At 55.8% G+C, this 26,041-nt stretch carries 22 protein-coding genes; 12 read left to right on the top strand and 10 right to left on the bottom strand.

Annotation, left to right across the window (positions count from 1 at the left end):
• Nucleotides 1–78: 78 nt before the first annotated feature.
• Nucleotides 79–822 (top strand): phosphoglycolate phosphatase, encoded by a 744-nt coding sequence (locus KF947_RS03375; protein ID WP_133732822.1) that lies wholly within the window; start codon nt 79–81, stop codon nt 820–822.
• Nucleotides 823–836: 14 nt separating this feature from the next.
• Here the strand turns inward: KF947_RS03375 and KF947_RS03370 are convergent, their stop codons facing one another.
• Nucleotides 837–1,757 carry a metal ABC transporter substrate-binding protein gene (locus KF947_RS03370; RefSeq protein WP_133732775.1) on the bottom strand — a complete coding sequence of 307 codons (921 nt, stop codon included), beginning with the start codon at nt 1,755–1,757 and terminating at the stop codon, nt 837–839.
• Nucleotides 1,758–2,143: 386 nt separating this feature from the next.
• Here KF947_RS03370 and KF947_RS03365 point away from each other — a divergent pair, with 386 nt between their 5' ends.
• The 3 genes from KF947_RS03365 to trpC are packed head-to-tail and all read left to right on the top strand — an operon-like array spanning nt 2,144 to nt 4,678.
• Nucleotides 2,144–2,779 (top strand): anthranilate synthase component II, encoded by a 636-nt coding sequence (locus KF947_RS03365; RefSeq protein ID WP_133732774.1) that lies wholly within the window; start codon nt 2,144–2,146, stop codon nt 2,777–2,779.
• A gap of 37 nt (nt 2,780–2,816) precedes the next feature.
• Nucleotides 2,817–3,836, top strand: coding sequence for an anthranilate phosphoribosyltransferase (gene trpD / locus KF947_RS03360; protein ID WP_133732773.1), 1,020 nt, complete (start codon nt 2,817–2,819; stop codon nt 3,834–3,836).
• A gap of 38 nt (nt 3,837–3,874) precedes the next feature.
• Nucleotides 3,875–4,678: an indole-3-glycerol phosphate synthase TrpC gene (trpC, locus tag KF947_RS03355; protein WP_133732772.1), complete on the top strand. Its 804-nt coding sequence runs from the start codon at nt 3,875–3,877 to the stop codon at nt 4,676–4,678.
• A gap of 12 nt (nt 4,679–4,690) precedes the next feature.
• Here the strand turns inward: trpC and KF947_RS03350 are convergent, their stop codons facing one another.
• From KF947_RS03350 to KF947_RS03330, 5 genes are all read right to left on the bottom strand, one after another.
• Nucleotides 4,691–7,834 carry an efflux RND transporter permease subunit gene (locus KF947_RS03350; RefSeq protein ID WP_227405449.1) on the bottom strand — a complete coding sequence of 1,048 codons (3,144 nt, stop codon included), beginning with the start codon at nt 7,832–7,834 and terminating at the stop codon, nt 4,691–4,693.
• 16 nt (nt 7,835–7,850) lie between these two features.
• Nucleotides 7,851–8,918: an efflux RND transporter periplasmic adaptor subunit gene (locus KF947_RS03345; RefSeq protein ID WP_227405448.1), complete on the bottom strand. Its 1,068-nt coding sequence runs from the start codon at nt 8,916–8,918 to the stop codon at nt 7,851–7,853.
• A 102-nt stretch (nt 8,919–9,020) separates the two neighbouring features.
• Nucleotides 9,021–12,131 (bottom strand): FAD-binding and (Fe-S)-binding domain-containing protein, encoded by a 3,111-nt coding sequence (locus tag KF947_RS03340; protein WP_227405447.1) that lies wholly within the window; start codon nt 12,129–12,131, stop codon nt 9,021–9,023.
• A gap of 108 nt (nt 12,132–12,239) precedes the next feature.
• Nucleotides 12,240–12,830 carry a DUF4202 domain-containing protein gene (locus KF947_RS03335; protein ID WP_227405446.1) on the bottom strand — a complete coding sequence of 197 codons (591 nt, stop codon included), beginning with the start codon at nt 12,828–12,830 and terminating at the stop codon, nt 12,240–12,242.
• 155 nt (nt 12,831–12,985) lie between these two features.
• Nucleotides 12,986–14,233 (bottom strand): dicarboxylate/amino acid:cation symporter, encoded by a 1,248-nt coding sequence (locus tag KF947_RS03330; RefSeq protein WP_133732767.1) that lies wholly within the window; start codon nt 14,231–14,233, stop codon nt 12,986–12,988.
• Between the two features lie 347 nt (nt 14,234–14,580).
• Between KF947_RS03330 and KF947_RS03325 the strand changes: the two genes are divergently transcribed.
• The 3 genes from KF947_RS03325 (at nt 14,581) to serS (ending at nt 16,673) form a co-directional block, all read left to right on the top strand.
• A complete protein-coding gene (locus tag KF947_RS03325) occupies nt 14,581–14,823 on the top strand; it encodes a type II toxin-antitoxin system Phd/YefM family antitoxin (RefSeq protein ID WP_133732766.1) in 243 nt (80 codons plus the stop codon).
• On the top strand, nt 14,820–15,083 hold the full coding sequence (locus tag KF947_RS03320) for a Txe/YoeB family addiction module toxin (protein WP_133732765.1): 264 nt from the start codon (nt 14,820–14,822) through the stop codon (nt 15,081–15,083). The genes KF947_RS03325 and KF947_RS03320 overlap by 4 nt, the downstream gene beginning before the upstream one ends.
• A 312-nt stretch (nt 15,084–15,395) precedes the next feature.
• Nucleotides 15,396–16,673: a serine--tRNA ligase gene (gene serS / locus KF947_RS03315; protein WP_227405445.1), complete on the top strand. Its 1,278-nt coding sequence runs from the start codon at nt 15,396–15,398 to the stop codon at nt 16,671–16,673.
• Here the strand turns inward: serS and KF947_RS03310 are convergent.
• The gene (locus tag KF947_RS03310) at nt 16,618–17,475 is read right to left on the bottom strand and encodes an SIMPL domain-containing protein (protein ID WP_227405444.1); all 858 of its coding nucleotides are present in this window, start codon (nt 17,473–17,475) and stop codon (nt 16,618–16,620) included. The genes serS and KF947_RS03310 overlap by 56 nt on opposite strands.
• A 203-nt stretch (nt 17,476–17,678) precedes the next feature.
• On the opposite strand from KF947_RS03310, the gene KF947_RS03305 reads away from it, so the two are divergent.
• Nucleotides 17,679–18,782, top strand: coding sequence for an AI-2E family transporter (locus KF947_RS03305; RefSeq protein WP_133732762.1), 1,104 nt, complete (start codon nt 17,679–17,681; stop codon nt 18,780–18,782).
• A 70-nt stretch (nt 18,783–18,852) separates the two neighbouring features.
• On the opposite strand, the gene trxA is transcribed toward KF947_RS03305, so the two are convergent.
• Nucleotides 18,853–19,176 (bottom strand): thioredoxin, encoded by a 324-nt coding sequence (gene trxA, locus KF947_RS03300; RefSeq protein ID WP_007113240.1) that lies wholly within the window; start codon nt 19,174–19,176, stop codon nt 18,853–18,855.
• 389 nt (nt 19,177–19,565) lie between these two features.
• On the opposite strand from trxA, the gene cysB reads away from it, so the two are divergent.
• A complete protein-coding gene (gene cysB / locus KF947_RS03295; protein ID WP_133732761.1) occupies nt 19,566–20,540 on the top strand; it encodes an HTH-type transcriptional regulator CysB in 975 nt (324 codons plus the stop codon).
• Between the two features lie 14 nt (nt 20,541–20,554).
• Here cysB and KF947_RS03290 read toward each other — a convergent pair whose 3' ends face one another.
• Together KF947_RS03290 and pabB are read right to left on the bottom strand one after the other, a co-directional pair.
• Nucleotides 20,555–21,175, bottom strand: coding sequence for a phosphoadenosine phosphosulfate reductase family protein (locus KF947_RS03290; RefSeq protein WP_227405443.1), 621 nt, complete (start codon nt 21,173–21,175; stop codon nt 20,555–20,557).
• Nucleotides 21,176–21,306: 131 nt separating this feature from the next.
• Entirely contained in the window at nt 21,307–22,662 is a 1,356-nt protein-coding gene (pabB, locus tag KF947_RS03285; protein WP_227405442.1) for an aminodeoxychorismate synthase component I, read from the bottom strand.
• A gap of 233 nt (nt 22,663–22,895) precedes the next feature.
• Here pabB and KF947_RS03280 point away from each other — a divergent pair, with 233 nt between their 5' ends.
• The 3 genes from KF947_RS03280 (at nt 22,896) to prpC (ending at nt 26,008) form a co-directional block, all read left to right on the top strand.
• Nucleotides 22,896–23,633, top strand: coding sequence for a GntR family transcriptional regulator (locus tag KF947_RS03280; protein ID WP_227405441.1), 738 nt, complete (start codon nt 22,896–22,898; stop codon nt 23,631–23,633).
• Between the two features lie 35 nt (nt 23,634–23,668).
• A complete protein-coding gene (prpB, locus tag KF947_RS03275) occupies nt 23,669–24,559 on the top strand; it encodes a methylisocitrate lyase (RefSeq protein WP_227405440.1) in 891 nt (296 codons plus the stop codon).
• 321 nt (nt 24,560–24,880) lie between these two features.
• Complete coding sequence (gene prpC / locus KF947_RS03270; protein WP_227405439.1) at nt 24,881–26,008, top strand: 2-methylcitrate synthase; 1,128 nt, start codon at nt 24,881–24,883, stop codon at nt 26,006–26,008.
• Nucleotides 26,009–26,041 lie beyond the last annotated feature (33 nt).

Genomic DNA, 26,041 nt, shown 5'->3' with positions numbered 1-26,041 from the left:
CCCCAGCATAGAAGGTTCTTACGCTGCTGACTAATGCGAAAGTTTGCTTTAAGCAGGTAAGATGGTTTTCTAATGGAAATGAGGCAGAGAGCATTGAAAGTGCATCCCATAAACTATTCAGAGTTACACACAATACTACAGGGTAAACGGCTGATTGCGTTCGACTTGGATGGCACGCTGATTGATTCAGTGCCCGACCTTGCCGTCGCAGTGGCGCGCACGTTAGACGAGCTGGGGTTGCCTGAACCGAGCGAAGCAGAGGTACGGGATTGGGTAGGCAACGGCGCGCCGGTATTAGTAGAACGAGCTCTGACCTGGGCGTTGCAAGCCCCGCCAGAACCTAGCCTGCAACAGCGCGCCTATGATGTGTTTATGGTGCACTACGGCGCTGCACCCAATACCCTGACAACACTCTACCCTGGCGTAAAGCAAGCCCTAGAGGCGCTGCATCAACAAGGTCTGACACTGGTGCTGATCACCAACAAGCCCGAGAGTTTTATTGAGCCGCTGTTAAAGCACTTCGAGCTGCTTGACTATTTTACGCTATGGATTGGCGGTGATTCGCTGGCCGAAAAGAAGCCCCATCCATTGCCGCTGCTTCACGCTGCGCACCATTGCCAAATACCGCCAGCTGAGTGTGTGATGGTCGGCGATTCACGTCACGATATGGCTGCCGGTAAGGCGGCGGGCTTTACTACCCTGGCGCTGCCCTATGGTTACAACCATGGGGAGCCAATAGAGAACAGTCACCCCGATCTAGTGCTCAGTTCTTTAACTGAGCTGCTGTTGAACGCACCTTGGGCGACAAAGGTGGTGGGCTAGGCTTGGCCGGTCGCTTACTCAGCCGTGGCCCCCCCTAGCGCGGTATGCATCACTTCAGCGTTATGGTGCAGCATGTCCGCGTAGTTAGCCGCGGGGCCACTTTCACCGCTCAGCGAGTCGACATACAGTGGGCCAGCCAGAGGTAGTGAGGCTTCCCGAGACAGGGCATCCATATGAATACTGGGCGTGGTACTTTCAAAAAACAGCGCCGGTGGGCGTGGACGATTATTAGCAAGATATTCGCTCATTTTAGCCATTGCCTGGGCGCTGCCCTGGGTCTCATGGTTAACCCCCCAGACGCCATGCGCTTCAAATGCGTAAGCGCGGGCGAAATAGCCAAAGCCTGCTTCGCTGGTCACCAAGGTGCGGTTCGTTTGTGGAATTCCTTCCAGGCGCTCTTTCACCGCTAGGCTAAGATTATTCAGCGCCTTGCGTGCCTCTTCAGCACGGCTATAAAACGCTTCGGCCTGGTCGGGTAGGTGAGCTGCCAAGGTCTCGGCAATGACATCAATGTAGGCCGCGGCACCCTCTGGATCCATCCACATGTGTGGGTCTAGCGCCCCTTTATGCTGCCCGGTCGAAATGATCAGCGGTGTATAGTCGGCCTCTCTAGCCACTTCCACTAGTGTTAGCTGATCGTCAGACATCGCTTCAACATGACGTATCCAGGGCTCTAGCCCAAGCCCGTTATAAAACACGATATGGGTCTCTTCTAACGCCAGCACATTGGGTGGCGTTAACTCCCAGCGGTGAACATCTTCCCCCCGCGGTACAATGACATTAACGCTGACTGTGTCGCCCGCCACCCGTTTGACCAGCTCCTCCATGACTGAAAAGGAAGCAATAACGCGCAGTGTTGTATTGGCATACGCTGGCGCATAGCTTATCAGCGCGACGAATAAGAGCGCACATACCCAGGTAACCCACTTTGACATCCCACGCTCCTAACTGGTTAAAAAGGCTATCTAAAAAGACGGCAGATAATAAAGACTGCGGTGGCTGGTTGCCAGTTCCGATACAGCGGCAGGCCGAAACAAGTATTGCTCAAGGCAGAATACTCTCAAGTAGAAAGGGCCACTATGCTGAAAAGAGCCTGTATTTCACTCCTAAACATAGCGTTCCTTATGACCGTCCGAATGGTTTCTTCTTTTCCGCATCGACTTGGTCATCCAAAGCTGTGATCTATTGCCCGGAGTGCTGGTAGTCGAAAGGGGGGCAGGTTGACACTTAACCCCTGCAAGGAAGTGCTCGGTTGCGTTATCATCACTCCATTAACAGATCTAATCTGTGGTCGAAATGACGCAATGGAGCAAATGGGGCAATGGCGCAAGCTCAGTCGGTGCACAAACAGCCATCACAGCAACAGGCAGCGCCGAAAGTGGTGATGATAGATAATTACGACAGCTTCACGTTCAACATTGTCCAGTACCTGGGTGAGCTGGGTGCGCAGGTGATCACTCACCTCAATGATGATATCACCATTGAGCAAATCGAAGAGCTGGAGCCGTCGCACCTGGTGGTATCGCCAGGGCCCTGCACGCCCAACGAGGCTGGGATCTCCATGGCCGCGATTAAACACTTTGCAGGCAGGCTGCCTATCTTAGGCGTCTGCCTGGGGCATCAGGCGATTGGTCAGGTGTATGGTGGCAAGGTCGTGCGCGCGCCGCAGGTGATGCACGGCAAAACCTCAGCCGTGCTTCACGCTAACCAAGGCGTGTTTGAAGGGCTGGATAACCCGGTTGAGGTTACCCGCTATCACTCCCTGGTGGTCGATAAAGCGAGCCTGCCCGACTGTTTGCAAGTGACTGCCTGGACAGGCGATGACGATGTAACCCCCGGTTTAGTTATGGGGTTTCGTCACCGCGAACTGGATATAGAAGGGGTGCAGTTTCACCCCGAGTCAATTCTTACCCGCCAAGGCCACGAGCTGTTGGCCAACTTTTTAAAACGCGGCTAATGGCCGGTTTCACACGCTTTTAGGGGCCCCTCTGCTCATGCAAATGCGAGATGCGATTAATGCGGTGATGCGCCGCGAAGACCTCACTTTCGATGCCATGCACGCTTTAATGCGTCAGATCATGACCGGCGATGCAAGCGATGCGCAAATTGGCGGCCTGCTGGTAGGCCTCGCCATGAAAGGCGAAAGCGCCGCGGAAATTAGCGCCGCTGCCCAGGTAATGCGTGAGTTGATGAAGCGCGTTGAGCTGAGTGCTGAAAACGTTGTGGATATTGTCGGCACCGGTGGCGATGGTGCCAACCTGTTTAACGTTTCCACCGCCGCCAGTTTTGTCGCCGCGGCCGCCGGAGCCCATGTAGCCAAACACGGTAATCGCAGCGTTTCGTCGTCGTCGGGCAGTGCGGATCTGTTCGATGTGGCGGGTATCTACCTGGATCTCAAGCCTGATCAGGTAGCGCGCTGTATTGAGCAGGTGGGCGTAGGCTTTATGTTTGCACCCAACCACCACCCGGCCATGCGCTATGCCATTGGCCCGCGCCGGGAAATGGGCGTGCGCACGCTGTTTAATATTTTGGGCCCGCTGACCAACCCTGCTGGCGCACCGAACCAGGTGCTGGGTGTTTACGCCCCAGAATTAGTGCCATTAATGGCGGAAGTGCTGAAAACCCTGGGCAGCCGCCACGTGATGGTCGTCCACTCAGAGGACGGCCTGGATGAAATCTCCCTGGCTAGCCCCACCCTGGTCGCTGAGCTAAAAGAGGGTGAGATTACCCAGTACACCATTACGCCTGAAGAACTGGGCATTGAGCGCCAGAGCCTGGCAACGCTGAAAGCCGCCAGTGCCGAAGACAGCCTGCGATTGGTCAAGGCCGCGCTTTCCGGTGAGGGTGCCGCTGCCGATATGGTCGCACTAAACGCTGGGGCCGCGCTCTACTGTTCGGGGGTTGCGGATACCTTAAAAGAGGGGGTGATGGTAGCTCAGGACGCGCAGGCCTCTCAGCTGCCGCTCGAAAAACTCAAAGAGCTTTCGCACTTCACCAGCGTTTTTAAGCAGTAGGTGCTTAAACAAGATAAGCTTTAAAAAAAGAGACCACCATGACTCAACAGGCAACGCCGACTATTTTAACGCGCATTCTTGCTCGCAAAGACCAAGAAGTGGCTGAGCGCCGTCAGGCCGTTTCAGAGACGGATCTGCTGGCCCTCGGGGAGCAGCAGAGCGCCCCACGTGGCTTTATTGAGGCGCTTAATACGCGCATTGCAACAGGTGATCCGGCGATTATCGCCGAAGTGAAAAAAGCCTCGCCCTCAAAGGGTGTTATTCGTGAAGAGTTTCACCCCTCGGATATCGCCAAAAGCTACGCCCAGGGCGGCGCTGCCTGTCTCTCCGTGCTTACCGACGCCGATTTTTTCCAAGGCCACGAAGACTATCTCATTGCCGCTCGGGATGTCTGCACGCTGCCGGTGATTCGCAAAGACTTTATCACCCACGGCTACCAGGTATGTGAAGCCCGGGCGATTGGATCGGACTGCATTCTGCTGATCGTTGCTGCCCTGGATGACGCACAGCTGCGCGATCTGCACCATCAGGCCAACCAGTTGGGGATGGATGTGCTGATCGAGGTGCACGACGCCAACGAGCTTGAGCGTGCCCTGGCGCTGGATCTAAAGCTGGTCGGCATCAACAACCGTAATCTGCATACCTTCGAAACCAGCCTGAATACCACTTTGGATCTACTGCCGCGCATTCCTGAGGGCGTCACGGTGATTACCGAATCGGGTATTCATACCCGCGATGACGTTGAGCTAATGCGCGATCATAACGTTAACGGCTTTCTGGTCGGCGAAGCCTTTATGCGCGAAAGTGATCCGGGATTGGCGCTGAAAAGGCTGTTTTTCTAACGCCACCCGTTTTTAGTTCGCCGACCGTTGGGTTCTCCTACTGAGCACGGCAACGGTAAGGGCTGGCAAGAAGGTGACGGTGACAATTGCCGTGCCGAGCAGCCCGAATAGCACAATGGCACCGACGCCGCGGTAAAGCTCGGTGCCTTCTCCGGGTAGAAACACCAGCGGTGAAAGGCCACACAGGGTGGTAAGAGTCGTCATGGCGATAGGCCGTAAGCGACTCTCTACCGCATGCTGAACGGCCTCCCGAACCCCCATACTCGCCGTGCGTAGATTCTCCCTCGCCTGATGAACCACCAGTATCGGATTGTTGACCACCGTCCCCATCAGAATCAGAAAGCCCAACATGGTGATCATATCGAACGGCTGGCTGATGGCATTTAAGCCAATTTTCGGCAGCTGAGCGCCGACAGTATTCATCAGCCACAGCCCTACAATCCCCCCTGCGGCGCCTAACGGAATAGTGGCGAGAATCAGCAGCGGGTAACCCCAGTGGGCAAAGATCGCTACCAGCAGCAGATACACAATCGCCAACGCAATTAATGCATTACTGGTTAGCGCCTGGCGGGTGGCGTCCAACTGATCCCCCGCGCCGGTCACGCTGACGTTAATGTTGGCGGGTATGACGCCCTCATCGCGCAGTGGGTCGATAACCTCATCCTGCATCTGCTCGATACCGGCTTCCAGCGCCACGCTGCGGGGTGGAATAACGTCCAGCGTCACGCTGCGGCGCCCGTCTACCCGCCGCAGCGTAGCCGTTCCCACCGTCTCGCGAATATCGGCGAGGGTGTTGAGCGGAACGCTCACCCCAGAAGGGGTATAGATGGGCAGGGTGGCAAGGGCATCAAGGTCGATATCGCCTGCCTCGGGGCCATAGCCGTAAAGGTCGATTTTCTCGTCGTCGAGATAGAAGTCATCCAGGTAGGCGCCGTTGGTGAGCACCGCGACGGTAGTGCCCAGGGCGTCGGTATCCAGGCCGACTTCAGCGGCGCGCTCCCAATCGGGGTATACCTCAATCAGCGGCTGGCCAAGATCCAGAGCGGAGGGCCGTGACTGAATGCGTGGGTTGTCGAACACTGTCTCGGCGCGTTGATAAATCGCATTGGCGGTGGTGTAGAGTTCGTTTAGATCGTTGCCGGCAATATCCAAAGTGATACTGCGCGTTCCGCCGTCGTTACTGGAGATAATCGAACCACGGGCAGCAAAGGCGCGCATGTCCGGGTACCTTTCAAAGCGCCGGGTGAGGGCGTCCATCAAGGCTTCAATATGGGTGGGGTCGATGGTTTCCGCAATGATCCGCAGGCTCTGCGCTTCGGCTTGAATGCCCATGGTGCGAATCGGCGGGATGTCGGTATCGCCGCGCTCGAAGTCCTCTGGATCATCGCCTACATGGGGTTCCAGTTCTTGCTGCAGCGTTTGCGCAATGGCATCCATGGTGGCCAGGTTGTAACTCGCCGGGGCGTTCATGCTAGCAAAGGTTTTGGCCTCTTCGCCTTCGGGCAGGTACTCCGCCGGGGGCGTCAGCCAGACAAAAATGCCGATTCCCCCTATGATGCCCAGCACGATAGCGAGAAAGCGCCGGGAAGCCGTGCGAATCATGCCATCAACCACCCAAAGGCAGCCGCGTACCCAGCGCGGCGATGACGTTGAAGCGCTCTCCTTACCGCGAAAATCGATATGCGCGCCCAGGGTGGGAATAACGGTAATGGCGACCACCATGGAGACAATAATCGACGTCGAGATGGCCACCGCAATATCGGAGTAGAGCTGCCCGGCTTCCTGCTGAATAAAGAAGATCGGCACAAAGACTAAAATAGTGGTCAGCGTTGAGGCCAGCACCGCAGGCCATACTTGCTTGACGCCCTCAAGAGCCGCTTCAAAGCGCGCCAGGCCACGGCGGCGCTGGGTCTCAATGCTCTCCAGCACGACGATGGTGTTGTCTATCGTCATGCCAATGGCGAAAGCGACACCCGCCAGCGAAATGACGTTGAGCGTGCGCCCTGCCAGCAGCAGGCCTAAAAAGGCGGCGATGGTGCAGATAGGGATGCCGATGACACCGGCCAGTGTGGCGCGGGCAGAGCGCAGGAAGGCATACATCACCAGGGTGGCAAACAGCGCGCCCAGGCCCAGGTTGACCCAGACATTGGCAATCGACGACTCCACGTAGCGCACGTCGTCGCTAGAGAGCGTCATGCGCATGCCCTGCTCGGCTAGCAGACCTTCATTTAGCGCCGCGACTTCATCGAGCATGGCGCGCTTGATATCAATCACATTGGCGCCCGGTTCCCGGCGCACCTGCACGCTTAGTACCGGCTGACCGTCCGAGCTGTAAGCGCGAGAAGTGAGTTCGGCGTAGGATTGGCGTACTTCAGCCACATCGCTTAGCCGGGTGACCGCGTCTCCGTCGCGGATGAGAATCAGCGCTTCAAGGCTCTCCACATCCTCAAAACGGCCTACAGTACGCAGCAGGTAGCGGCGTTTGCCGCTCTCGAGGTTGCCGCCGGAGACATCCTGGTTGCGAGCCTGAAGGGCGTCCTGAATGTCAGCGATACTCAGTTCACGGGCGACCAACGCTTCGGGGTCGATCAGTAGCTGCATTTGCCGCTCTGCACCACCGGAAACCGTGACTTCCGATACGCCCGCAACGCTCTCAAGGCGCGGGCGGACATTATCTTCCAGGTAGTCGCGCATGGCCGGCATATCGAGCTGGCGGGGGTTACCCCCACGGGGGCCAACGTTAAAGTACATAAAGGCGTTGGCGGAAAAGGAGTTGGCGACGATGCGCGGCTGGTCGACATTGTTGGGGTAGGAGGGCACCTGGCTTAGCGCGTTGTTAACCCGAATCAAGGTTTCGGTGAGATCGACGCCAAACGGGAACTCCAGCTCGATTTCGGCGCTGCCGCTGCTGGCGGTGGACTCCATGCGCTGCAGGTTGGGCACATTACGCAGGAACTCCTCTTGTTCGATCAAGATATCCTTTTCAATATCCTGCGGCGTGGCACCCGGCCACTGGGTCTCAATACCCACCACGCGGGTTTCCAGGTCGGGAATCATCTGTACAGGGATGCGCCAAATCGCAGCTACCCCCAGAATCAGCAGGATCAGCGTAATAACGCTCACCAAGATGCCGTGACGAATAATGGCGGCAAACATATGCGGGTATCGCTCCTTAGTCGTCGCTCAGGGACACTTCTTGTCCCTCTTCAAGCCGCTCATTACCGACGACGATAACGCGGTCTCCCGCTGATAGGCCCTCATTCACGGCGACCTCTCTCTGGTAGCTGCTGCCGATCTCAACCCGCTGTTCGAACGCCTGCCAAGTATCATCGCTCTGGCTCTGGCGGGCTAACCAAACGCTGACGCTGCCATCCGGACGGCGAATGAGGGCATCCCTCGGCACGCTGGGCCCGCTTTCGCCGTTAAGCTGCAAACGGCCTTCTACTGCCATACCCGGTAGCATTTCAAGTGGTGTTTCCGGCGCTGCACGCAGCAGAAACTGCCTTGAACTGGCATCGAGGGGAATACGCGCGAGGGTGCGCGCCGGGTGCCATTGATCGCTGCCTTCTAAGCGCACCTCTAACTGGGAGCCCTCAAAGCGTTGGTAGGCAGAGAGCGGCACCGAGAAATCCAAGCGAAGGGAAGCTAAATCGACCAAGGTGAGCAGGGTATCACCGGGGTTTACCCACTCACCGATATTGCTCTCACGGTGGGTGACCATGCCGTCAAAGGGGGCACGTATCTGGTGACGCTCAAGCTGCAGCTGGGCCAAGCTGTAGTCGGCTCGACGCGCTTCAAGGGTGGCCTGGGCCGCTGCTAAAGCGCTTTCACGCTGGCGTCGTTCACTGGCGGCAAAGTTTTGCGCCGAGAGCTGATTGGCTTCGCTCACTAAGCGCTGCGCTTCGTCACGTTCGGCTTCGGCCTGAGCTAGATCCGCGCTGGCGCGCTGGCTTTCCAGGCTAATATCGCGGGTATCAAGCGATAAAAGCGGCTGGCCTTGAGTGACTGTGTCGCCCATCTCAACCGTTAGCTCGCTGACCTGACCCGCTTCAGCGCTTGATAGCAGCGAGGTGCGTGGGGCGCTGACGGTGCCGGTCAATGGCAACACCTCTATCCGCGGAGAGTCCGCTACTACCTGCGTCTCAACACGGTTTTCCTGAGCGACCGCCATGGCCGCTAGGCTCAGGGTTAAAACAGCGCCTGCGCCTAGACGAGTCAGAGAGGAAAGTAGAGATAACAAGGCAGCTCCTGAAAAAACAATTAAAGAACAGCGTGACAGCTTTTTACACTGCACGCCGTTAACTCACTCAACATTATACAAGAGGTGTTTATTGTACAAGCTTTAGAGCGGAGCTGCTCTCTTAACTGCGGCTAACAGCGCCTGCAAAGGATGCGGCATTACCTGACTCGAGTAGCGCTTTACCTGGCTTCGGCAGGAGTAGCCGGTAGCCAGTAGTTTGCCGCTGTTTTCCTCTGCCTCGACCTGGGGCTGCCACGACTGGGCGTAGATCGTTTTTGACGTAGCGGCGTTGCGGGTTTCATGGCCGTAGGTGCCGGACATACCGCAGCAGCCGGTGGCCATCAGCTCAAGCTCTAACCCAAACGCCGCAAACACTTGCTGCCAGGCTTTAGGGCTACCCGGCGCGTTGGTTTTCTCGGTGCAGTGGGAGAGCAGCTTAAAGCCTGGGTCGTTTAGCTTGAGCTGGCTGGGCGCAAGCGTATTAATGCGGGTTGCCAGCCACTCCTGCAGCATCAGCACCTCCGGTACCGCCTCATTGCCTAGTGCTTTGATGTACTCCTGGCGGTAGGTAAGCGTCATTGCTGGGTCGATGCCCACCAGGGGGATATCAAAGCGGGCCAACGTGCGTAGCCGCTCGGCCTGCTTGGCGGCGGTACGCTCGAAGGCGCCCAGGAAGCCCTGTACCTGGAGGGGTTTGCCATTCGCCGAATAGGGCATCACGAACACGCGTAAATTGAGACGCGAGAGTAGCTCTACCACGTCCATGACCAGCTTGGCTTCAAAGTGGGTGGTGAAGGCGTCCTGGACAATAATCACGCTGTTAGCGCGCTGCTGTTCGGTTAACAGGGTAAGCGAGAGCGGCGTTGCCTCGGCGACGCCCCAGGCGTTGAGCTGCTTTTTAACACTGGCCCGTGAAAGCGCCGGAGAATCGCTCATGCCCAAGGTGCGGCGCATCAGTTGCTCTACCCAGCGCTGGCCAATCACGGCGTTATACAGCGGTGCCGCCTTGGCCAGGGTGGGCAGCATAAATTCAGTGCCGCCAATCACGTAGTCGCGCAGCGGGCGCAGGTAGCGGCCGTGGTAGACCTCCAAGAACTGCGAACGAAACTGGGGGACGTTGACCTTAACCGGGCACTGCCCCGCGCAGGACTTACACGCCAAACAGCCCGCCATGGCGTCATAAACCTCATGGGAGTAGTCGTGGTGCTGCTTGCGGCTTAGCGTGTTCGCCACCCGCAGCGGAAAGCTCTTAATAAAGCCCCAGCCGCCTTCGGCTTTCTTCTTGCGTGACTCTTCGACCACGTCGATGCCCGCCTGGGTCTGCAGCCGCAGCCACTCGCGGATCAGGCTGGCACGGCCTTTGGGCGAGTGGCGACGATCCCTCGTTGCCTTCCAGGAAGGGCACATGGGGTCATCAAGGTCATAGTTGTAGCAGGCGCCGTTACCATTGCAGTACACCGCGGCGTCGTAGGCCTGCCAGGCGCGCTCGTCGATGGTGCGGTCAAACTGACCGCGCATGGGCACGCCATCGACCGTCAACAGATCGGGATCGCTATCCTTGGCGATGAGCTCGCCGCTTTCGGCGGGCGAGGCGATCTTGCCAGGGTTAAGCTGGTTATAAGGATCAAAAGCCGCTTTTACCCGCTGAAGGCTGGGATAGAGTTCGCCGAAGAACTTAGGCGAATATTCGGAGCGTACGCCCTTGCCGTGTTCGCCCCACAGCAGGCCGCCATATTTCTGGGTCAGCGCAGCCACTTCATTGGACACCGCGCGAATCAGTTTTTCCTGTTCGGGATCCTTCATATCAATGGCGGGGCGCACGTGCAGCACGCCTGCATCTACATGACCAAACATCCCGTAGGAGAGTCCTCGGGCATCCAGCGCGGCGCGGAACTCTGCGATAAACTCGGCCAGATGCTCCGGTGGCACGGCGGTATCTTCCACAAACGGAATGGGCCGTTTCTCGCCCTGCACATTGCCGAGCAAACCCACCGAGCGCTTGCGCATAGCGTAGACTTTCTGGATCTGCCCGCGCCCCTCGGCCAGGGTGTAGCCTAGGCGCTCAACGGTGGTGTCTTGGCTTAGGTGGTCGGTGAAGGCGCGAACTCGCTCGGCGAGGGCACTCTCATCGTCGTCATTAAACTCAATCAGGTTAATGCCGCGAATCGCCGTGTTAGCGGTCGCCGGGAAGAACTCCGCCACGCTGTCCCAGACGAAGTCCTCCATAGCCAGTTGCAGCACGCTGTCGTCGATGGTCTCAATCGAGGTAGGCTGCGCGCTGGCAGTCATTAATGCTTTGGCATCCCGCAACGCGTCCATAAAACTGGTATAGCGCACATTGACCAGGGTGGAGTGCTTGGGAATCGGCAGCACGTTCAGCACCGCTTCATTTAAAAAGCCCAGCGAGCCTTCCGAGCCGCACAGCAGGCTGTTGAGGTTGAGCTGCCCCTCGCCGTCGCGCAGGTGGGCCAAGTCGTAGCCGGTCAAGCAGCGGTTGAGCGGTGGGAACTTGGCTGCAATCAATTCGCGCTGCTGGTCGATAATCTCGGCGGCAGTAGTATGCACGCGGCCCAGAATACCTTCCTGCTGGCACTCAGCCTGCTCTTCGTCCTGTGTTAACACGCGGCTGTGCAGATGCTTTCCACCGATCAGAATAGTATCGAGCTCCAGCACATGATCACGGGTTTTGCCGTATTCACAGCTGCCCTGGCCGCTGGCATCGGTTGAGATCATGCCGCCAATAGTGGCGCGGTTGGAGGTCGAAAGCTCCGGGGCGAAAAACAGCCCGTGGGGTTTGAGCGCCGCGTTTAATTGATCCTTCACCACGCCCGCCTGAACGCGCACCCGCCGTGCATCCACATCGATTTCTAGGATCTGATTCATATGGCGGGAGACATCCACCACGATGCCATCGGTGAGCGACTGGCCGTTGGTGCCGGTACCGCCGCCCCTGGGCGTTAATACAATGCTGCGGTGAGTGGTTTGGGCAGCCAGCCGGGTAAGGCGCTCTATATCTTCGGCATGCTTGGGGTAGACCGCCGCCTGGGGCAGGCGCTGGTAGATCGAGTTATCCGTTGCCAGCACCGTGCGGTTGGCGTAATCGGGGGCTATTTCGCCTTCAAAGCCGCGCGTTTTAAGCGCCTGTAGAAAACGTACATACTCATTGCCCAAGCGTTCAAACGGGGCAGTACGGGTGTCCAAGGATGCAATCATAGTTGATCAAGCCGTCAGTGCCGGGGGCGCAATAAAAGAAGACCGCTACTTTACCGCAGCGGCTGCCCCGCTGCATCTCACGGCAGCGCTTTACTCTGCCGCTTACTCTTACTCCACACCCAAGGCCTCTTTTACCAGCGCTAATGAGGTGTCCGACATGGGCAGTGTTAGGGCCAGTTCATGGGCGTGGGGCGACATCTTGCGCCAGGTCATCTGCACGATCTTTACCATATGGTCGTGCTCGATCTTACGTGAGAAATCGGCAAAGTAGTTCTCTAGAAATACCAGACAGGCACAATCCTCCAGCGCTTGCACATCCGGGTCTCGGCCCAGGCCTTTCTTGCCAATAATCGCTGCGGTGCGCTCGGCTTCTTTGTCACTGTAGCCTGCGTCGCGCATTAGCTGGGCGGTGGTATCGCCTGCGCGCTTGCCCTGGTCGCGCCGCCAGGTTAAGTAGCCTACGCGCCCTTCGGGGTACTCCTCACGCGGGACTAACCAGCGCTGTAAGTGCTGTGCGCGTACGGCTAAACGCAGCACGTCATCGGGCGCGTCATGCACACGGTCTAGCCAGTCGCTCATGCGCTGGGCGTAGGCCAGTTCCTGGGGCATGGAGGTGCCATCGGCAAGCGTCGTGGAGCGCGGATCCTCGGCATGCAGGGCATCGATGGCGGCGAGCGTTTGATCAAAAGCGGTAGGCATAGCTGCGTTGCTCGGCTAGAAATGATGCTAATAGGTTGCCGAGAAACTGTGCGAATCACAACTGCTGTAGGGAAGGTTGTGAAAAGGGGAGGGCGCAGCGCCCGCTGCTAATCACAGCGGACGCCTTTTCATACACTATAAATGTAGCGTTAACATTAGCAACGGTTGTAGATGTCTTCGTTGAGCTCACCCTCGCTTTTACCTACCAGTGTGGTGACCATCAAATCGCCCGCAACGTTGACGCTGGTGCGTGCCATATCAAGGATCCTGTCAATCCCCGCGACCACGGCGATAGCTTCCAGCGGCAGGCCAACCTGGGCCATTACAATCGAGAGCATAATCAGGCCAGCGCCCGGTACGCCTGCGGTGCCAATGGATGCCAGCGTGCCAGTGGCGACAATCATGCCATAATCCATCATGCTCAAATCAGTGCCGGTCATTTGGGCAATAAATAGCACCACCACGCCCTGGTAAAGCGCGGTACCGTCCATATTGATGGTGGCGCCCACGGGCAGCACAAACCCTGAAACCCCTTCGGAAACGCCCAGATTCTTCTGCGCACAGCGGATAGAGACCGGCAGGGTGCCCGCAGAAGAGGCGGATGAGAACGCCACTACAATAGCGTCCAGGCTGCCCTGTAAATAACGCATTGGGTTTAGCCGCCCCAATAGCGAGATAAAACCTGAATAGATCACCAGCACGTGGAGAATACTCGCCAGGTACGCCACGCCAATCAGCTTGGCCAGCGGCAGCAGTATCTCTAAACCGTACTGGCCGGAGACGTGGGCGATCAAGCCAAAGACGCCGAAGGGCGCGAAGGCCATTACAATGCCGGTGAGCTTGTACATCGCCTCGGCAAAGCTGTCGAATACCTTCATGACCGGCTCGCCTTTATCGCCGATCAACGTCAGCGAAATACCCAAACCAATGGCAAACACAATGATTTGCATAATGTTGCCGTTGGCCAGGGCGTCCAGCGGGTTACGCGGCACTAAGTTAACCAGAATAGAGACCAGCGATGGTGCTTCGCTAGCGGCCACTTCAGAGTCGAAGCTTAAATCAACGCCCACGCCTGGCTGCAGCAGGGTGGAAAGTACCAGACCGATGGAAATAGCAAAGGCGGTAGTGACCAAGTAGAGCGTAATGGTGCGCGCGCCAATACGGCCCATTTTCTGCGGGTCGCGCATGGAGGTAATACCCACCACCAGGGTGGAGAACACCAGCGGCACAATCAGCATCATAATGGCGTTAATAAAAATATCACCCAGCGGTTTAAACACGCTGGCGCTCTCACCTAATAGCGCACCTGCCAAAATACCCAGCGCCAACCCTGCGAGAATCTTCTTCCATAGGGCAATTCGTCGCCACCAAGCAAACTTTCCTTGCTGTGCTGTCTCCTGCACTGCGTTTCTCCTGTCAAAAAGTGTGAAAACCTATTATTTATCGATTCGCCAGTCGAATCGGCGGCCACTCTATCACTTTTGGCTAATGGGCTGGGATGGATATGCCGAGTGGTTATAGCTCATGCGGTAGATCCGAGAGTTAGATGCTGCTCAGCCACAGGAATACCACGCGCTAATTGAGGTTGAGGGTTCACGCTATAGCTATTTTGAAATATAACGATCAGAACCAAGCTCTGAGTTGTGGTGATTTAATTCGAGTCTTAAAAGGGTTGAATATTACGTTCGTTTTGACGTACGTACCGTATGGCGTACAATAAATGTGAGGCGGGATAAATTAGAGGTGCGTTATGACCGGAATATCTGCAACAGAGGCGCGCAGCAATCTTTATCGATTGATTGATGAGACTGCCGAATCTCATCAGCCCATTGTCATTATGGGCAAGCGGAATAAAGCCGTTCTGGTGGCGGAGGAGGACTGGTCTGCCATTCAGGAGACGCTATTCTTGCTTTCTGTTCCAGGGATGCGAGAGTCTGTTCGTGATGGAATGGAGACACCAGTGGATGAGTGCGATGAGGAGTTGGACTGGTGACATGGAAGTTGGTTTACACCAAACACGCTCAGAAAGATGCGAAGAAGTTAGCCTCCAGTGGATTGAAGCCAAAGGCACAGGAGCTGCTAGCACTGATCGCAGAAGATCCGTATCGGAAACCGCCTCCGTTTGAGAAGCTCATCGGTGATCTTGCGGGGGCTTATTCACGGCGCATCAATATTCAGCATCGTTTGGTTTACCAGGTACTTGAAGACGAAGGGGTAATTAAAGTGCTCCGGCTTTGGAGCCACTACGAATAATGCATAATTAGCCGCAGTTGCCGATCATCTAAGCAGCGCTGCGCGCTGTATTCTCGGGTGCGCCGTAGGCTTACCTCGCGCTACTTGAGTGTGGCGCTAGTACACATTTATCTGGTGTTGCACTCTTTCAGCGGCACTACTTGGATGGTGACGCTATATAATAGTTGGTCGATTCAACCTTCTAGCGTGGCTAAACGCATGCCAACTGACTCCGGCCATGGCTCCCCGCCGCGCTTTTGCCTACAATAGGCCCCTTTATGCACGCGCATTGGCGCGTTGCTCTTATTGTTTTCAGGCCAAGGGACAGGATTCATGCTCGATCCGAAACTGCTGCGCGGTGATCTTGACACGGTTGCTCAACAACTGGCCCGCCGGGGCTTTGTGCTTGATAAAGCGGGATTGCAGGCGCTGGAGTCGCGTCGCCGCGAACTGCAAACGCAAACCGAGCAGCTGCAAAACGAGCGCAATATGCGCTCCAAGGCGATTGGTAAAGCCAAGGCCAACGGGGAAGATATTCAGCCGCTGCTGGATGAAGTCAGCGATTTAGGTGATCGCCTTGATAAAGCCAAGCGTGAGCTGGCCGACGTCCAGGAAGAGTGGGACGACGCTATCAGTGGTATTCCCAACCTGCCCCACGAAAGCGTGCCGGAAGGCAAAAGCGAAGACGATAATGTCGAGCTTCACCGCTGGGGCACGCCGCGGGAGTTTGATTTCGAGGTGTTGGATCACGTTGATCTGGGTAAGCAGTCGGGTTATCTCGATTTTGAGCTGGCGGCGAAAATCACCGGTGCCCGCTTTGCGGTCATGCGCGGGCCGATAGCGCGCCTGCACCGGGCGTTGGCGCAGTTTATGCTGGATACCCAAACCGAGCAGCACGGCTATGAAGAGTGCTACGTGCCGTACATGGTCAACCGCGATTCGCTGATGGGCACCGGCCAACTGCCGAAGTTTGGCGAAGATTTGTTCAAGTTGGACGATGAGCGCGAGTACCACCTGATTCCCACTTCAGAAGTGCCGTTGACCAACTTTGTGCGCGATGAAATTGTCGAACAGGCAGCGCTGCCGATGAAGCTTACCGCTCATACGCCGTGTTTCCGCAGTGAGGCGGGCTCACACGGGCGTGATACCCGCGGTATGATCCGCCAGCATCAGTTCGATAAAGTCGAGATGGTGCAGATTGTGGAGCCGGAGAAGAGCTACGAAGCGCTGGAAGAGATGCGCGGCCATGCGGAGGCGATCCTGCAGGCGCTGGCGTTGCCGTATCGCGTAGTAACGCTTTGCACTGGGGATATGGGCTTTGGGGCCACGAAGACTTACGACTTGGAAGTGTGGCTTCCTAGTCAGGAGACTTACCGGGAGATCTCGTCGGTCTCTAACTGCGAAGATTTCCAGGCCCGGCGTATGCAAGCACGATATCGCCATCCGGATTCCAAAAAGCCGCAGTTGCTGCATACGCTGAACGGTTCAGGGCTGGCGGTCGGTCGTTGCCTGCTGGCGGTGCTTGAAAACCACCAGCAGGCGGATGGCTCGGTGATTATTCCTGAGCCGCTACGTCGCTATTTGGGCGGCGTGGAGCGTCTGGCCCTTTAAGCGCCCACTCAACGCTAACCCCGGCATCAATACGAATGGTGCCGGGGCTGTAATCACTGGCGGCACCGGATTGACTAGCGCCAGTGGCATCGCTTTCTGCCCGCATTGACATCATGCGCGGCTGGAAGATAGGCGATTGCGTCTCTTCAATGCGCTGCACATGGCCCAGTTCCGCATCTAAGCTGTCGGCCATCAGGTTTGCTTTATGTTGCGCTTTCTCCAACGCTTTGACCAGCGCTTCGTCAGTGGCAGCGTCGCGGTCTTGTAGGTCAAACTGCACGCCATCCAATGAGTTAACACCAGCGGCTATGAGCGCGTCTAACACTTCGCTTAACTGTTCGAGGTCGGTGAGTTCGACGGTGATCGGGCGCTCAAGACGCGTGCGCTGCAAGGTCTCATGCTCGCCATCTTCATTGCGTGGCCCTTGAATATGTTCAGGATAGACATTTAACGAGCCTGCATTGATAGCGTTACGCTCTAGGCCAGTGGCTTCCATTTGCTCGATTAATTTGCTGGCGCGGGTCTCTAAACGCTCGCGGGCATCGCTAAGTGCGCTACTATCACTCTCTTCCAAGGTGGAAAGGGCGGGCGTGTTTTCCCATAACCGTGCATTCAGGGTGGCCTTATCGGGTTCTACCTCAACCCAAGACTGCGCTTGAACATGCAGACTTGGCTGGGGTGGGTGCGACGGCGAGGCGTGTGCAAAAGGCACGCTAACTAGAGCCAATAGTGCGCTGCCTAGTAGGCCATTGCGTAAACGTTTAGAACCTGATTTTTGAAGCTTAGCTGGTATGGCTTGCATAAATGTTTTCCTTAGTGGGCGGGCAGTGGCGCCGCCAAGTTAAACCGGGTGTAAATCATTCAGGTAGACGCAGATTGGAAGCGAAGTAGAAAGGAAAGTTCAGCACGGAAGAGTGGACGCAAAACAGTTGCTTATTATTTGCACGGTTTGTGCAATATGGTGAATGCAGCCATTATATATGGACAACAGGCTAGGGATGGATCATGTCGAAATTGTCGGACGAGGATTACCGCAGTATTCCACTCAATGCCACCCTGGCGCTCGCTGCGCTGGTAGTGATTATTGCAGGAATGAAAGCCGGTGCAGATTTATTAGTGCCGCTGCTGCTCGCGATATTTATCGCAGTAGTATGTACTTCACCGGTGCAGTGGCTGCATCGCTGTGGTTTAAGCATGCGAATGTCGGCATTTCTGACATTGATGGTGTTGCTGGCGTTTATATCACTGATTGGCCTGCTGGTGGTCAATAGCTTTAGTACCTTTGTAACGGCGTTGCCGGAGATAGAATCGCGGCTTTATGAACAGTATTGGAATTTGCTCAATGCGCTCTCTTCTCGGGGGCTAGCGATTAATCCTGATCAGATCAACTCGCTCTTTGAGATGGATGATGAAGGCTCCTGGATGCCAGAGGTATTGAGCCAGCTTGGTAACCTCTTTATGCAGAGCATCATTGTCGGGTTACTGGTCATCTTTATGCTGTTTGAAACCCTCAATGTGCGCGACAAAATTTCCCGTGCCTTGGAAAATCCTGCACCTAGCTTGAAACGCTTTAGTGAGTTCAGCTTAACGCTGAAGCGCTATCTGGCTGTTAAGACGGTTATTAGCCTGGCAACGGGCGCGTTGGTTTGGCTTTCTTGCATGGTCGTTGGGGTGGATTTTCCGCTGCTATGGGGCGTGCTGGCGTTTGCCCTTAACTTTATACCCAATATCGGCTCAGCCATTGCTGCCATTCCTCCCGTGCTATTGCTCTTGGTCTCCCAGGATGGCGGCGCCTTTCAGGCACTACTGCTGGCTTCCGCTTATCTGGTGATCAACTTTGTGCTCGGCAATTTGATCGAACCGCGGGTAATGGGGCAAGCGCTGGGGCTTTCCACGTTTGTGGCGTTTTTATCGCTGGTGGTATGGGGATGGATCTTTGGTGCGGCGGGAATGCTACTTTCGGTGGTGCTGACGATGACGCTAAAGATTGCCCTCGATAGCCACCCACAAACACGCTGGATCGCACGGCTGTTAGGGCCTGGAAAGCGCCGTGTGAAAGATACTCGGGCAGGTGATGCTAGTCTGCCACCGTGGAAACGGAAAAATTAAGCAGAAAATTTAGGGCCTGTTACCGCCGACAGAGTCGGCGGCTTTTACAAGTGCTAAACACCTTCATCCATCAAGCGTTTTGTTCGATGAACTGGGTCAGTTGTGATTTAGATTGCGCGCCAACCAGTGAAGCGACTTTGGTGCCGGATTTAAACAGCATGACGGTAGGTACGCCGCGCACGCCTTGTTCGGCAGCAATTTCAGGTGCGTCGTCTACATTGACACTAACGACTTTCAGGCTCTCCTGACGTTCTGCAGCCACTTCATCAACGACCGGGGCCATCACTTTGCACGGGCCACACCACGGCGCCCAGAATTTCATTAGCACAGGCTGTTCAGCGTTGAGGACTTCTTGCTCAAAATTGGCGTTGGTGACATCAACATTATTAGCCATTTGCTTCTCCGTTTGCGTTGCTCTTACTGTTTCGTTGCCTCAAATGGAGCAACGGTCATTACGCGATCAATTGGCGCTCGTTCACCACGCCTCATGTCTATCGCGATAAGCGTGGGCAGATGTTAGCGGGCGCGAAGGTTGCTGGCAAATTTCCTGCATGATGAGTTAACTAAATAGCAGAAATTAATGAGTGCTGGTAGGACGTTTTTTTTATAATATAAAGATATTATCATGGTGTTTTTTATTCTATATGGTGCTGTAGAGTGACTAGTCATCAACGCCACCAGTCAGACGTGATGTAGCCACTGCGCATGAGTGTGCTGAAAGGTTCGGTCTACATCGAAATACGGTCTACATGGATCTGTATAAAGAATAAATAAGGTGAGGATATGAAGCTACAACAGCTACGCTATATCTGGGAAGTCAATCGACATAACCTGAACGTCTCGGCCACAGCACAGAATTTATTTACCTCACAGCCGGGTATCTCCAAGCAGATTCGTTTGTTAGAAGATGAGCTTGGCGTCGAGATTTTTGCACGCAGCGGCAAGCACCTGACACGAGTGACGCCTGCTGGGCAGTCGATTATCGACCTGGCCGGGCAGGTACTACGCCTCACCGAAAACATCAAACAGGTGGCCCAGGAGCATAGCGATGAGCGCCGCGGCAGTCTGGCCATTGCCACGACCCATACCCAGGCTCGCTACGCGCTGCCCCCCATTATCAGCGAATTCACCCTGAAATACCCCGATGTTGCCCTACATATGCAGCAGGGTACGCCCAAGCAGATCGCGCAGATGGTCAGTGAAGGGCAGGCCGATTTCGCCATCGCGACCGAGTCGTTAGAGCTATTTACCGATTTAGTGCTGCTGCCCTGCTATCGCTGGAACCGCTGCGTTCTGGTGCCTAAGGGGCACCCACTGGCGACTCATCAGGGCCCGTTGACCCTTGAGGCACTTGGTGAGCATCCCTTGGTTACCTACGTATTCGGGTTTACCGGTCGCTCGCAGTTAGACGATGCTTTTAAAGCGAAAGGGTTAACGCCCAATGTGGTGCTAACCGCCGCAGATGCCGACGTGATCAAGACCTACGTGCGGCTGGGCATGGGCGTGGGAATTGTGGCCCATATGGCCGTGGACGAGGCGCTTGATGAGGATTTGGTGGCACTGGATGCGAGCCATCTATTTGCCAGCTCCACGACCAAAATTGGTATCCGCCGTGGCACCTTTATGCGCGGCTACATGTATGACTTTTTGGAGCGCTTTGCGCCTCACTTAACCCGTGACCGGGTTGATGAGGCACTAACGGCAGGCCCGCGCCATGAGCAGTCGCTGTTTGACGACCTGAACCTGCCAGAGTATTAACCCGCAGTGTGGCGTTAGTGCTGTAAATGCAGCCCGCACTCGCGCTTCTCTTCCACCTTGGTAGGGTCGAAGTAGTCGAAGTTGTTGGGTAGATCATGCGCCTGTAGATACTGGTACATATCTTTGGCGCTCCACTGCAGCAGCGGGGCGACTTTCAATAGGCCATCGCTGTTGCGGCTAACCGGCTGCATTTTTGCGCGCTCGGGGGTGTCTTCAGCACGCAGTGCTGTGAACCATACGTCGGGCTGCATTTCACGCAGTGCGCGTTCGAAGGGCTCAATTTTGACTTCCTGAGTAAAGGCCGCGTGGCGCGGGTCATCGATACCAGGCATGGGGCCTTCCAGCGCTTCACGGTGAGCGCGTGTGCGCCGGGGCACAAAGCTCACGATGTTTAGGTTGAGTTGCTTTATCACCTCGTCAGCGAATTGATAAGTCGCCTCGGTGTTGTAGCCGCTGTCCATCCACACGATGGGAATATCCGGACGCACCTGGCTAACCATATGCAGAATCACTGCCTCAAAGGGGCGAAAGTTGGTGGTGCAAATAGGCCGTGCACCCTGGGCCAGCGCCCACTCAACTAACCCTTGAGGGTTATTTGCGAAATCTCTGTTAATCGCTTCAAGCTCTGAGGACATACTGCCTCCTAATCGAGAATTAAATATCGAAAGTTAAATAATACTGACTAGGCTACCAAACAGGAGGCAGCGAACCCCAATACCATTTAGTTTGGCTTTTATATTCCTTTTTGATATAGAGCTCGCGCTGCTTATTCCAAAGCGCCTATAAGGTGACGAATTTTATCCAGTGTCTCGGTGTACTCTTCGTCCGCTTTCGAGTCTGCAACTAGACCCCCGCCGCCCCATACATGCAGTCTTCCCGCCTCGGCTACCATGGTGCGAATAGCGATGGAGGTATCCATGCTGCCGCGCACATCGACATAGCCAAGGCTGCCACAATAAACACTGCGCTGGCAGGGTTCTAGTTCATCGATGATCTGCATCGCGCGAATTTTTGGGGCGCCGGTAATTGAGCCGCCGGGAAAGGCCGCCTTAAGCAGTGCCAGAGGGGTGTAGTTGCCGGCCAGCGTTCCTTGCACCACGCTGACTAAGTGGTGCACGTTAGGATAGCTCTCTAGGCGGCATAGCTGCGGAACGCGAATGGAGCCGGGCTGGCAGACACGACCCAGGTCATTGCGCAGTAGGTCAACGATCATCACATTTTCAGCGCGATCTTTAGTGCTGCTCAATAGCTGTTCCGCCAGCGCCTTATCCTCTTCAAGTGTGGCCCCTCGCGGACGGGTACCTTTAATCGGCCGTGTTTCGACCTCGCCGTTGCGGCACTGAATAAACCGTTCGGGGGAAAGTGACAGCACGGCCTTATCGCCCCAGGCCATAAAACCTGAATAGGGCGTGGGGGTCGCTTTGCGTAACTGTAGGTACGCCTGCCACTCATCCCCCTGGTAGTCGGCATAAAAGCGCTGAGCCAGGTTGATCTGATAGCAGTCACCCGCGCGAATATAGCGCTGCACAGCGTTAAAGCGTGCGACGTATTGGTCATGGCTGAGTTCTGCTTTAAAGCTATTCGTCAATGTAAACGCGCAAGTCGGCGCTGGCGCCTGGATAAGCCAGCTTTCCACCTGCTCACGGCGCTGCGGGGTGGCGATCAACCACGCCTGCTGGGCCATGTGATCCAGGGTGATACACCAGTCGTAAAGTCCCAAACGGGCTTGCGGTAACGTGACAGGGCTTGCCTGAGCACTCTTGATCGATAAGGTTTTACGCCCTAAATCGTAGCCCCAGTAACCTATTAGCCCGCCTAGAAAAGGGAGTTCACTGGTTTTATTAGGAATATCCAGTTGATCCAGTAGCCACTGCTGCAGGGCAAACGCATCGCTAGTTATGTGCGCCGGTGGGCTAAGCTGATCCGACGCAATACTCGCTTCGCCATGATGAGCCACTTCAAGGGTGGCAAGCGGGTCGCTGCTGATAATATCAAAGCGACCGGTGGCGATAGGGCGGCCACTATCGAGCAGCACCGCACCGGGCCTGGCACGTAGGCAGGCGAATATTCCCAGTGGGTCGGGTGAATAGGGCAGGGCAGTGATCGTCAACGCCTGGTTCATTAAGCAAACGCCTGGCCGGTAAGAGGGCTGCATATGGTAGAGGTCGTTGAAGATCGGCACCAGTCATGCGATTGACGCAATTCTCACGCTCGAAACATGATTGTTGACACTGTTTTTGCAGATAGACTTTTTGCCTACAACGAAAGATGTATAAAGTCGCTTTATAAGCAGGTTGACGGCTGTGGTTCGCGGGGCTAAAGTTTCGCTATGTTTCTAATTGTCGACAATTTGCCATGAGCTTACCCATTTCTTCTTATTCCGACGCCTCGCCGCATGAAATGGCAACCCCTGAAGTACGCACGCTCGCCGAGCGGGTATTTCATCAGTTGCAAGATGCCATCGTACGCGGCGAGCTTGCTCCCGGCAGTAAGATTACCGAGCCGGGGCTATCTAAAACCTATGGTATCTCCCGAGGGCCGTTGCGCGAGGCGATGCGGCGCTTGGAAGCCCACCGCCTCATCGAGCGCGTTCCTCATGTGGGTGCCCGGGTGGTTAAGCTCTCGATGAAGGAGCTTTTAGAGCTGTTTGACCTGCGTGAAGCCCTGGAAAGTATGGCGGCGCGCTTGGCGGCTGAGCATATGTCACCGGCAGAGGTTCAGGGTTTGCGGGATGTGCTGGCGCTGCACGAAGGCCAAGCCGATTTAAAGCGCGGCGAAGCTTACTACCAGCGCGAAGGTGATCTCGATTTTCACTACTGCATCGTTCAGGGCAGCCATAACAAGATGCTAATGAACCTGCTCTGCGACGACCTTTACTACCTTGTGCGCCTTTATCGCACTCAGTTCAGTGCCAGCGGCACGCGACCGCAGCGCGCCTTTGTGGAGCACCATCGCATTGTTGATGCCATTGAAGCCGGTGATGCGGAGCTGGCCGAGCTGCTCATGCGCCGCCATGTCAGCGCCTCTCGCGCCAATGTGGCGGATCGCTATGCAGCGGCCTTAGAACAGTCAGCATCTATATCACAAAGCTAAAACATAACTAGAAATTAGCAATAGGAGAAACGCCCATGTCCCAGATGACTCCCGGCGCCCGGTTTCGAGCCGCGCTTGAGGCTAACCGCCCGCTGCCGATCTTAGGTACCATTAATGCCTACACAGCGTTAATGGCCGACAAGGTTGGCCACCAAGCCATTTATCTCTCTGGTGGCGGCGTCGCCAACGCCTCTTTCGGCTTGCCGGATCTGGGCATGACGACCATGAATGACGTGGTGGAAGATGCCCACCGTATCTGCGGTGCTACCGAGCTGCCACTGCTGGTGGATATCGATACCGGTTGGGGCGGTGCCTTCAATATTGCACGCACAGTAAAAGAAATGCAGCGCGCTGGCGTGGCCGCGGTACATATGGAAGACCAGGTGGCCCAAAAGCGCTGTGGCCACCGCCCCAATAAAGCAATTGTCTCTCAGCAGGAGATGGTCGACCGCATTAAAGCTGCCGCCGATGCCAAGATCGACCCCGACTTCTATTTGATTGCCCGCACCGATGCGTTTCAAAAAGAAGGACTCGATGCGGCCATTGAGCGGGCAAACGCCTGCGTGGAAGCAGGGGCAGATGCCATCTTCGCCGAAGCGGTTCATACCATGGATGATTACAAAGCCTTCTGTGAACGGGTCAATGCGCCCATTTTGGCTAACATCACCGAGTTCGGCGCTACTCCGCTATTTACGCAAACGGAACTTGGTGACGTTGGCTGCCGCATGGTGCTTTACCCGCTCTCGGCCTTCCGCGCTATGAACGCTGCGGCACTGCAGGTCTATCAAAGCATCCTCGACAACGGCCATCAAAAAGACGTCGTGCCGCTGATGCAAACCCGCGACGAACTCTACGACTTTCTGAACTACCACGATTTTGAGCAGAAGCTGGATGCTTTGTTTGCCGAGAAAGGTGATGACCAGTAACCAAGTGCCGCTTAACGACTTGGCAACATTAAATAATGGTTATTCGTCATCTAAAGTGGATTTAATATTAACCGGCACATTTTGTGCCTCACGGTTCAGACAGAAACCACTAAGCCAGCTTTCTGTTGTGGGAGGCCGCTTCCAGCGGTGGTTCGACACTTCGACGAAGGGTGCCGAAGGTACCCCGGTGTTGTCAGGCTAAACGGTCGCGAGCTAAAGCTACCTCCCACAGGTCAACTGTCAGACTGTCAGAAATAATTCCATACCGAATGACGAAGAGCCTAAATACTTAAAAACAATAGCAGTAACAGGAGACATACCATGGCTGATAAACCCGTGACAGGCGCAGGGCTGCGTGGCCAGAGCGCTGGTTCTACCGCGCTATGCACAGTAGGCAAAACCGGTTCAGGCCTGACCTACCGTGGCTTTGATATCAAAGAGCTGGCCGAAAAAGCCAAATTCGAAGAAGTGGCTTACCTGCTGTTAAAAGGCAAACTGCCCAATCAAGCCGAGCTGGATCACTACATCGCCAAGCTGAAAAGCCTGCGTGGCCTGCCCGATGCACTGAAAACAGTGCTCGAGCAGATTCCCAAAGACGCCCACCCCATGGATGTAATGCGCACCGGCACCTCAATGCTGGGCAATCTGGAAACCGAGGAGAATTTCGACCAGCAGCAGGATGTTGCTGACCGGTTGCTGGCGGTTTTGCCCTCAATTATCTGCTACTGGTACCGCTTCACCCACGACGGCGTGCGCATTGATACCGAAACGGATGACGACTCGGTAGGCGGCCATTTCCTTAACATGCTACGCGGCGAGCCCGCCTCAGAGCTGCATGCGCGGGTCATGAACGTATCGCTGATTCTCTACGCTGAGCATGAGTTTAACGCCTCTACCTTTACTGCCAGGGTCTGCGCCTCAACGCTTTCCGATATGCATTCCTGCATAACCGGTGCGATTGGTTCGCTGCGCGGCCCCCTGCATGGCGGTGCCAACGAAGCGGCCATGGCGATGATCGAGGATTGGCAGTCGCCAGAAGAAGCAGAAAGCAAGATCATGGGCATGCTGGAGCGTAAGGATAAAATCATGGGCTTTGGGCATGCGATTTATCGCGAGTCCGACCCGCGCAACGCGATTATCAAGCACTGGTCCAAGAAGCTCTCTGACGATGTGGGCGATAAGGTGCTTTACCCGGTTTCCGAGCGTGTCGAAGCGGTTATGTGGCGCGAGAAGAAACTGTTTTGTAACGCGGATTTCTTCCACGCCAGCGCTTATCACTTCATGGATATACCCACCAAGCTGTTTACGCCGATTTTTGTGATGTCACGGCTGACTGGCTGGGCGGCGCACGTATTTGAGCAGCGCGCCAATAACCGCATTATTCGCCCTAGCGCCGATTACACTGGCCCTGAGAAGAGCGAGTGGGTGTCGATAGAAGCGCGAGACTGAACCGCCTGTTGCCCGGTTACTTGGACACCGGGC

Origin of the sequence: Halomonas sp. FeN2, from assembly GCF_020595105.1 — a bacterium.
GTDB lineage: Bacteria > Pseudomonadota > Gammaproteobacteria > Pseudomonadales > Halomonadaceae > Vreelandella > Vreelandella neptunia.
Note: the sequence above shows the minus strand (reverse complement) of the source record. Positions and strands in the feature narration are given on the sequence as shown.

Coding starts and splice junctions, on each gene's coding strand:
- serS (WP_227405445.1), top strand. CDS start 15,396: ATGCTCGATCCGAAACTGCTGCGCGGTGATCTTGACACGGTTGCTCAA.
- KF947_RS03310 (WP_227405444.1), bottom strand. CDS start 17,475: ATGCAAGCCATACCAGCTAAGCTTCAAAAATCAGGTTCTAAACGTTTA.
- KF947_RS03340 (WP_227405447.1), bottom strand. CDS start 12,131: ATGATTGCATCCTTGGACACCCGTACTGCCCCGTTTGAACGCTTGGGC.
- prpC (WP_227405439.1), top strand. CDS start 24,881: ATGGCTGATAAACCCGTGACAGGCGCAGGGCTGCGTGGCCAGAGCGCT.
- KF947_RS03350 (WP_227405449.1), bottom strand. CDS start 7,834: ATGTTTGCCGCCATTATTCGTCACGGCATCTTGGTGAGCGTTATTACG.
- KF947_RS03280 (WP_227405441.1), top strand. CDS start 22,896: ATGAGCTTACCCATTTCTTCTTATTCCGACGCCTCGCCGCATGAAATG.
- pabB (WP_227405442.1), bottom strand. CDS start 22,662: ATGAACCAGGCGTTGACGATCACTGCCCTGCCCTATTCACCCGACCCA.
- trpD (WP_133732773.1), top strand. CDS start 2,817: ATGCAAATGCGAGATGCGATTAATGCGGTGATGCGCCGCGAAGACCTC.
- KF947_RS03375 (WP_133732822.1), top strand. CDS start 79: ATGAGGCAGAGAGCATTGAAAGTGCATCCCATAAACTATTCAGAGTTA.
- KF947_RS03305 (WP_133732762.1), top strand. CDS start 17,679: ATGTCGAAATTGTCGGACGAGGATTACCGCAGTATTCCACTCAATGCC.
- trpC (WP_133732772.1), top strand. CDS start 3,875: ATGACTCAACAGGCAACGCCGACTATTTTAACGCGCATTCTTGCTCGC.
- KF947_RS03335 (WP_227405446.1), bottom strand. CDS start 12,830: ATGCCTACCGCTTTTGATCAAACGCTCGCCGCCATCGATGCCCTGCAT.
- KF947_RS03365 (WP_133732774.1), top strand. CDS start 2,144: ATGGCGCAAGCTCAGTCGGTGCACAAACAGCCATCACAGCAACAGGCA.
- cysB (WP_133732761.1), top strand. CDS start 19,566: ATGAAGCTACAACAGCTACGCTATATCTGGGAAGTCAATCGACATAAC.
- prpB (WP_227405440.1), top strand. CDS start 23,669: ATGTCCCAGATGACTCCCGGCGCCCGGTTTCGAGCCGCGCTTGAGGCT.
- KF947_RS03290 (WP_227405443.1), bottom strand. CDS start 21,175: ATGTCCTCAGAGCTTGAAGCGATTAACAGAGATTTCGCAAATAACCCT.
- KF947_RS03325 (WP_133732766.1), top strand. CDS start 14,581: ATGACCGGAATATCTGCAACAGAGGCGCGCAGCAATCTTTATCGATTG.
- KF947_RS03370 (WP_133732775.1), bottom strand. CDS start 1,757: ATGTCAAAGTGGGTTACCTGGGTATGTGCGCTCTTATTCGTCGCGCTG.
- trxA (WP_007113240.1), bottom strand. CDS start 19,176: ATGGCTAATAATGTTGATGTCACCAACGCCAATTTTGAGCAAGAAGTC.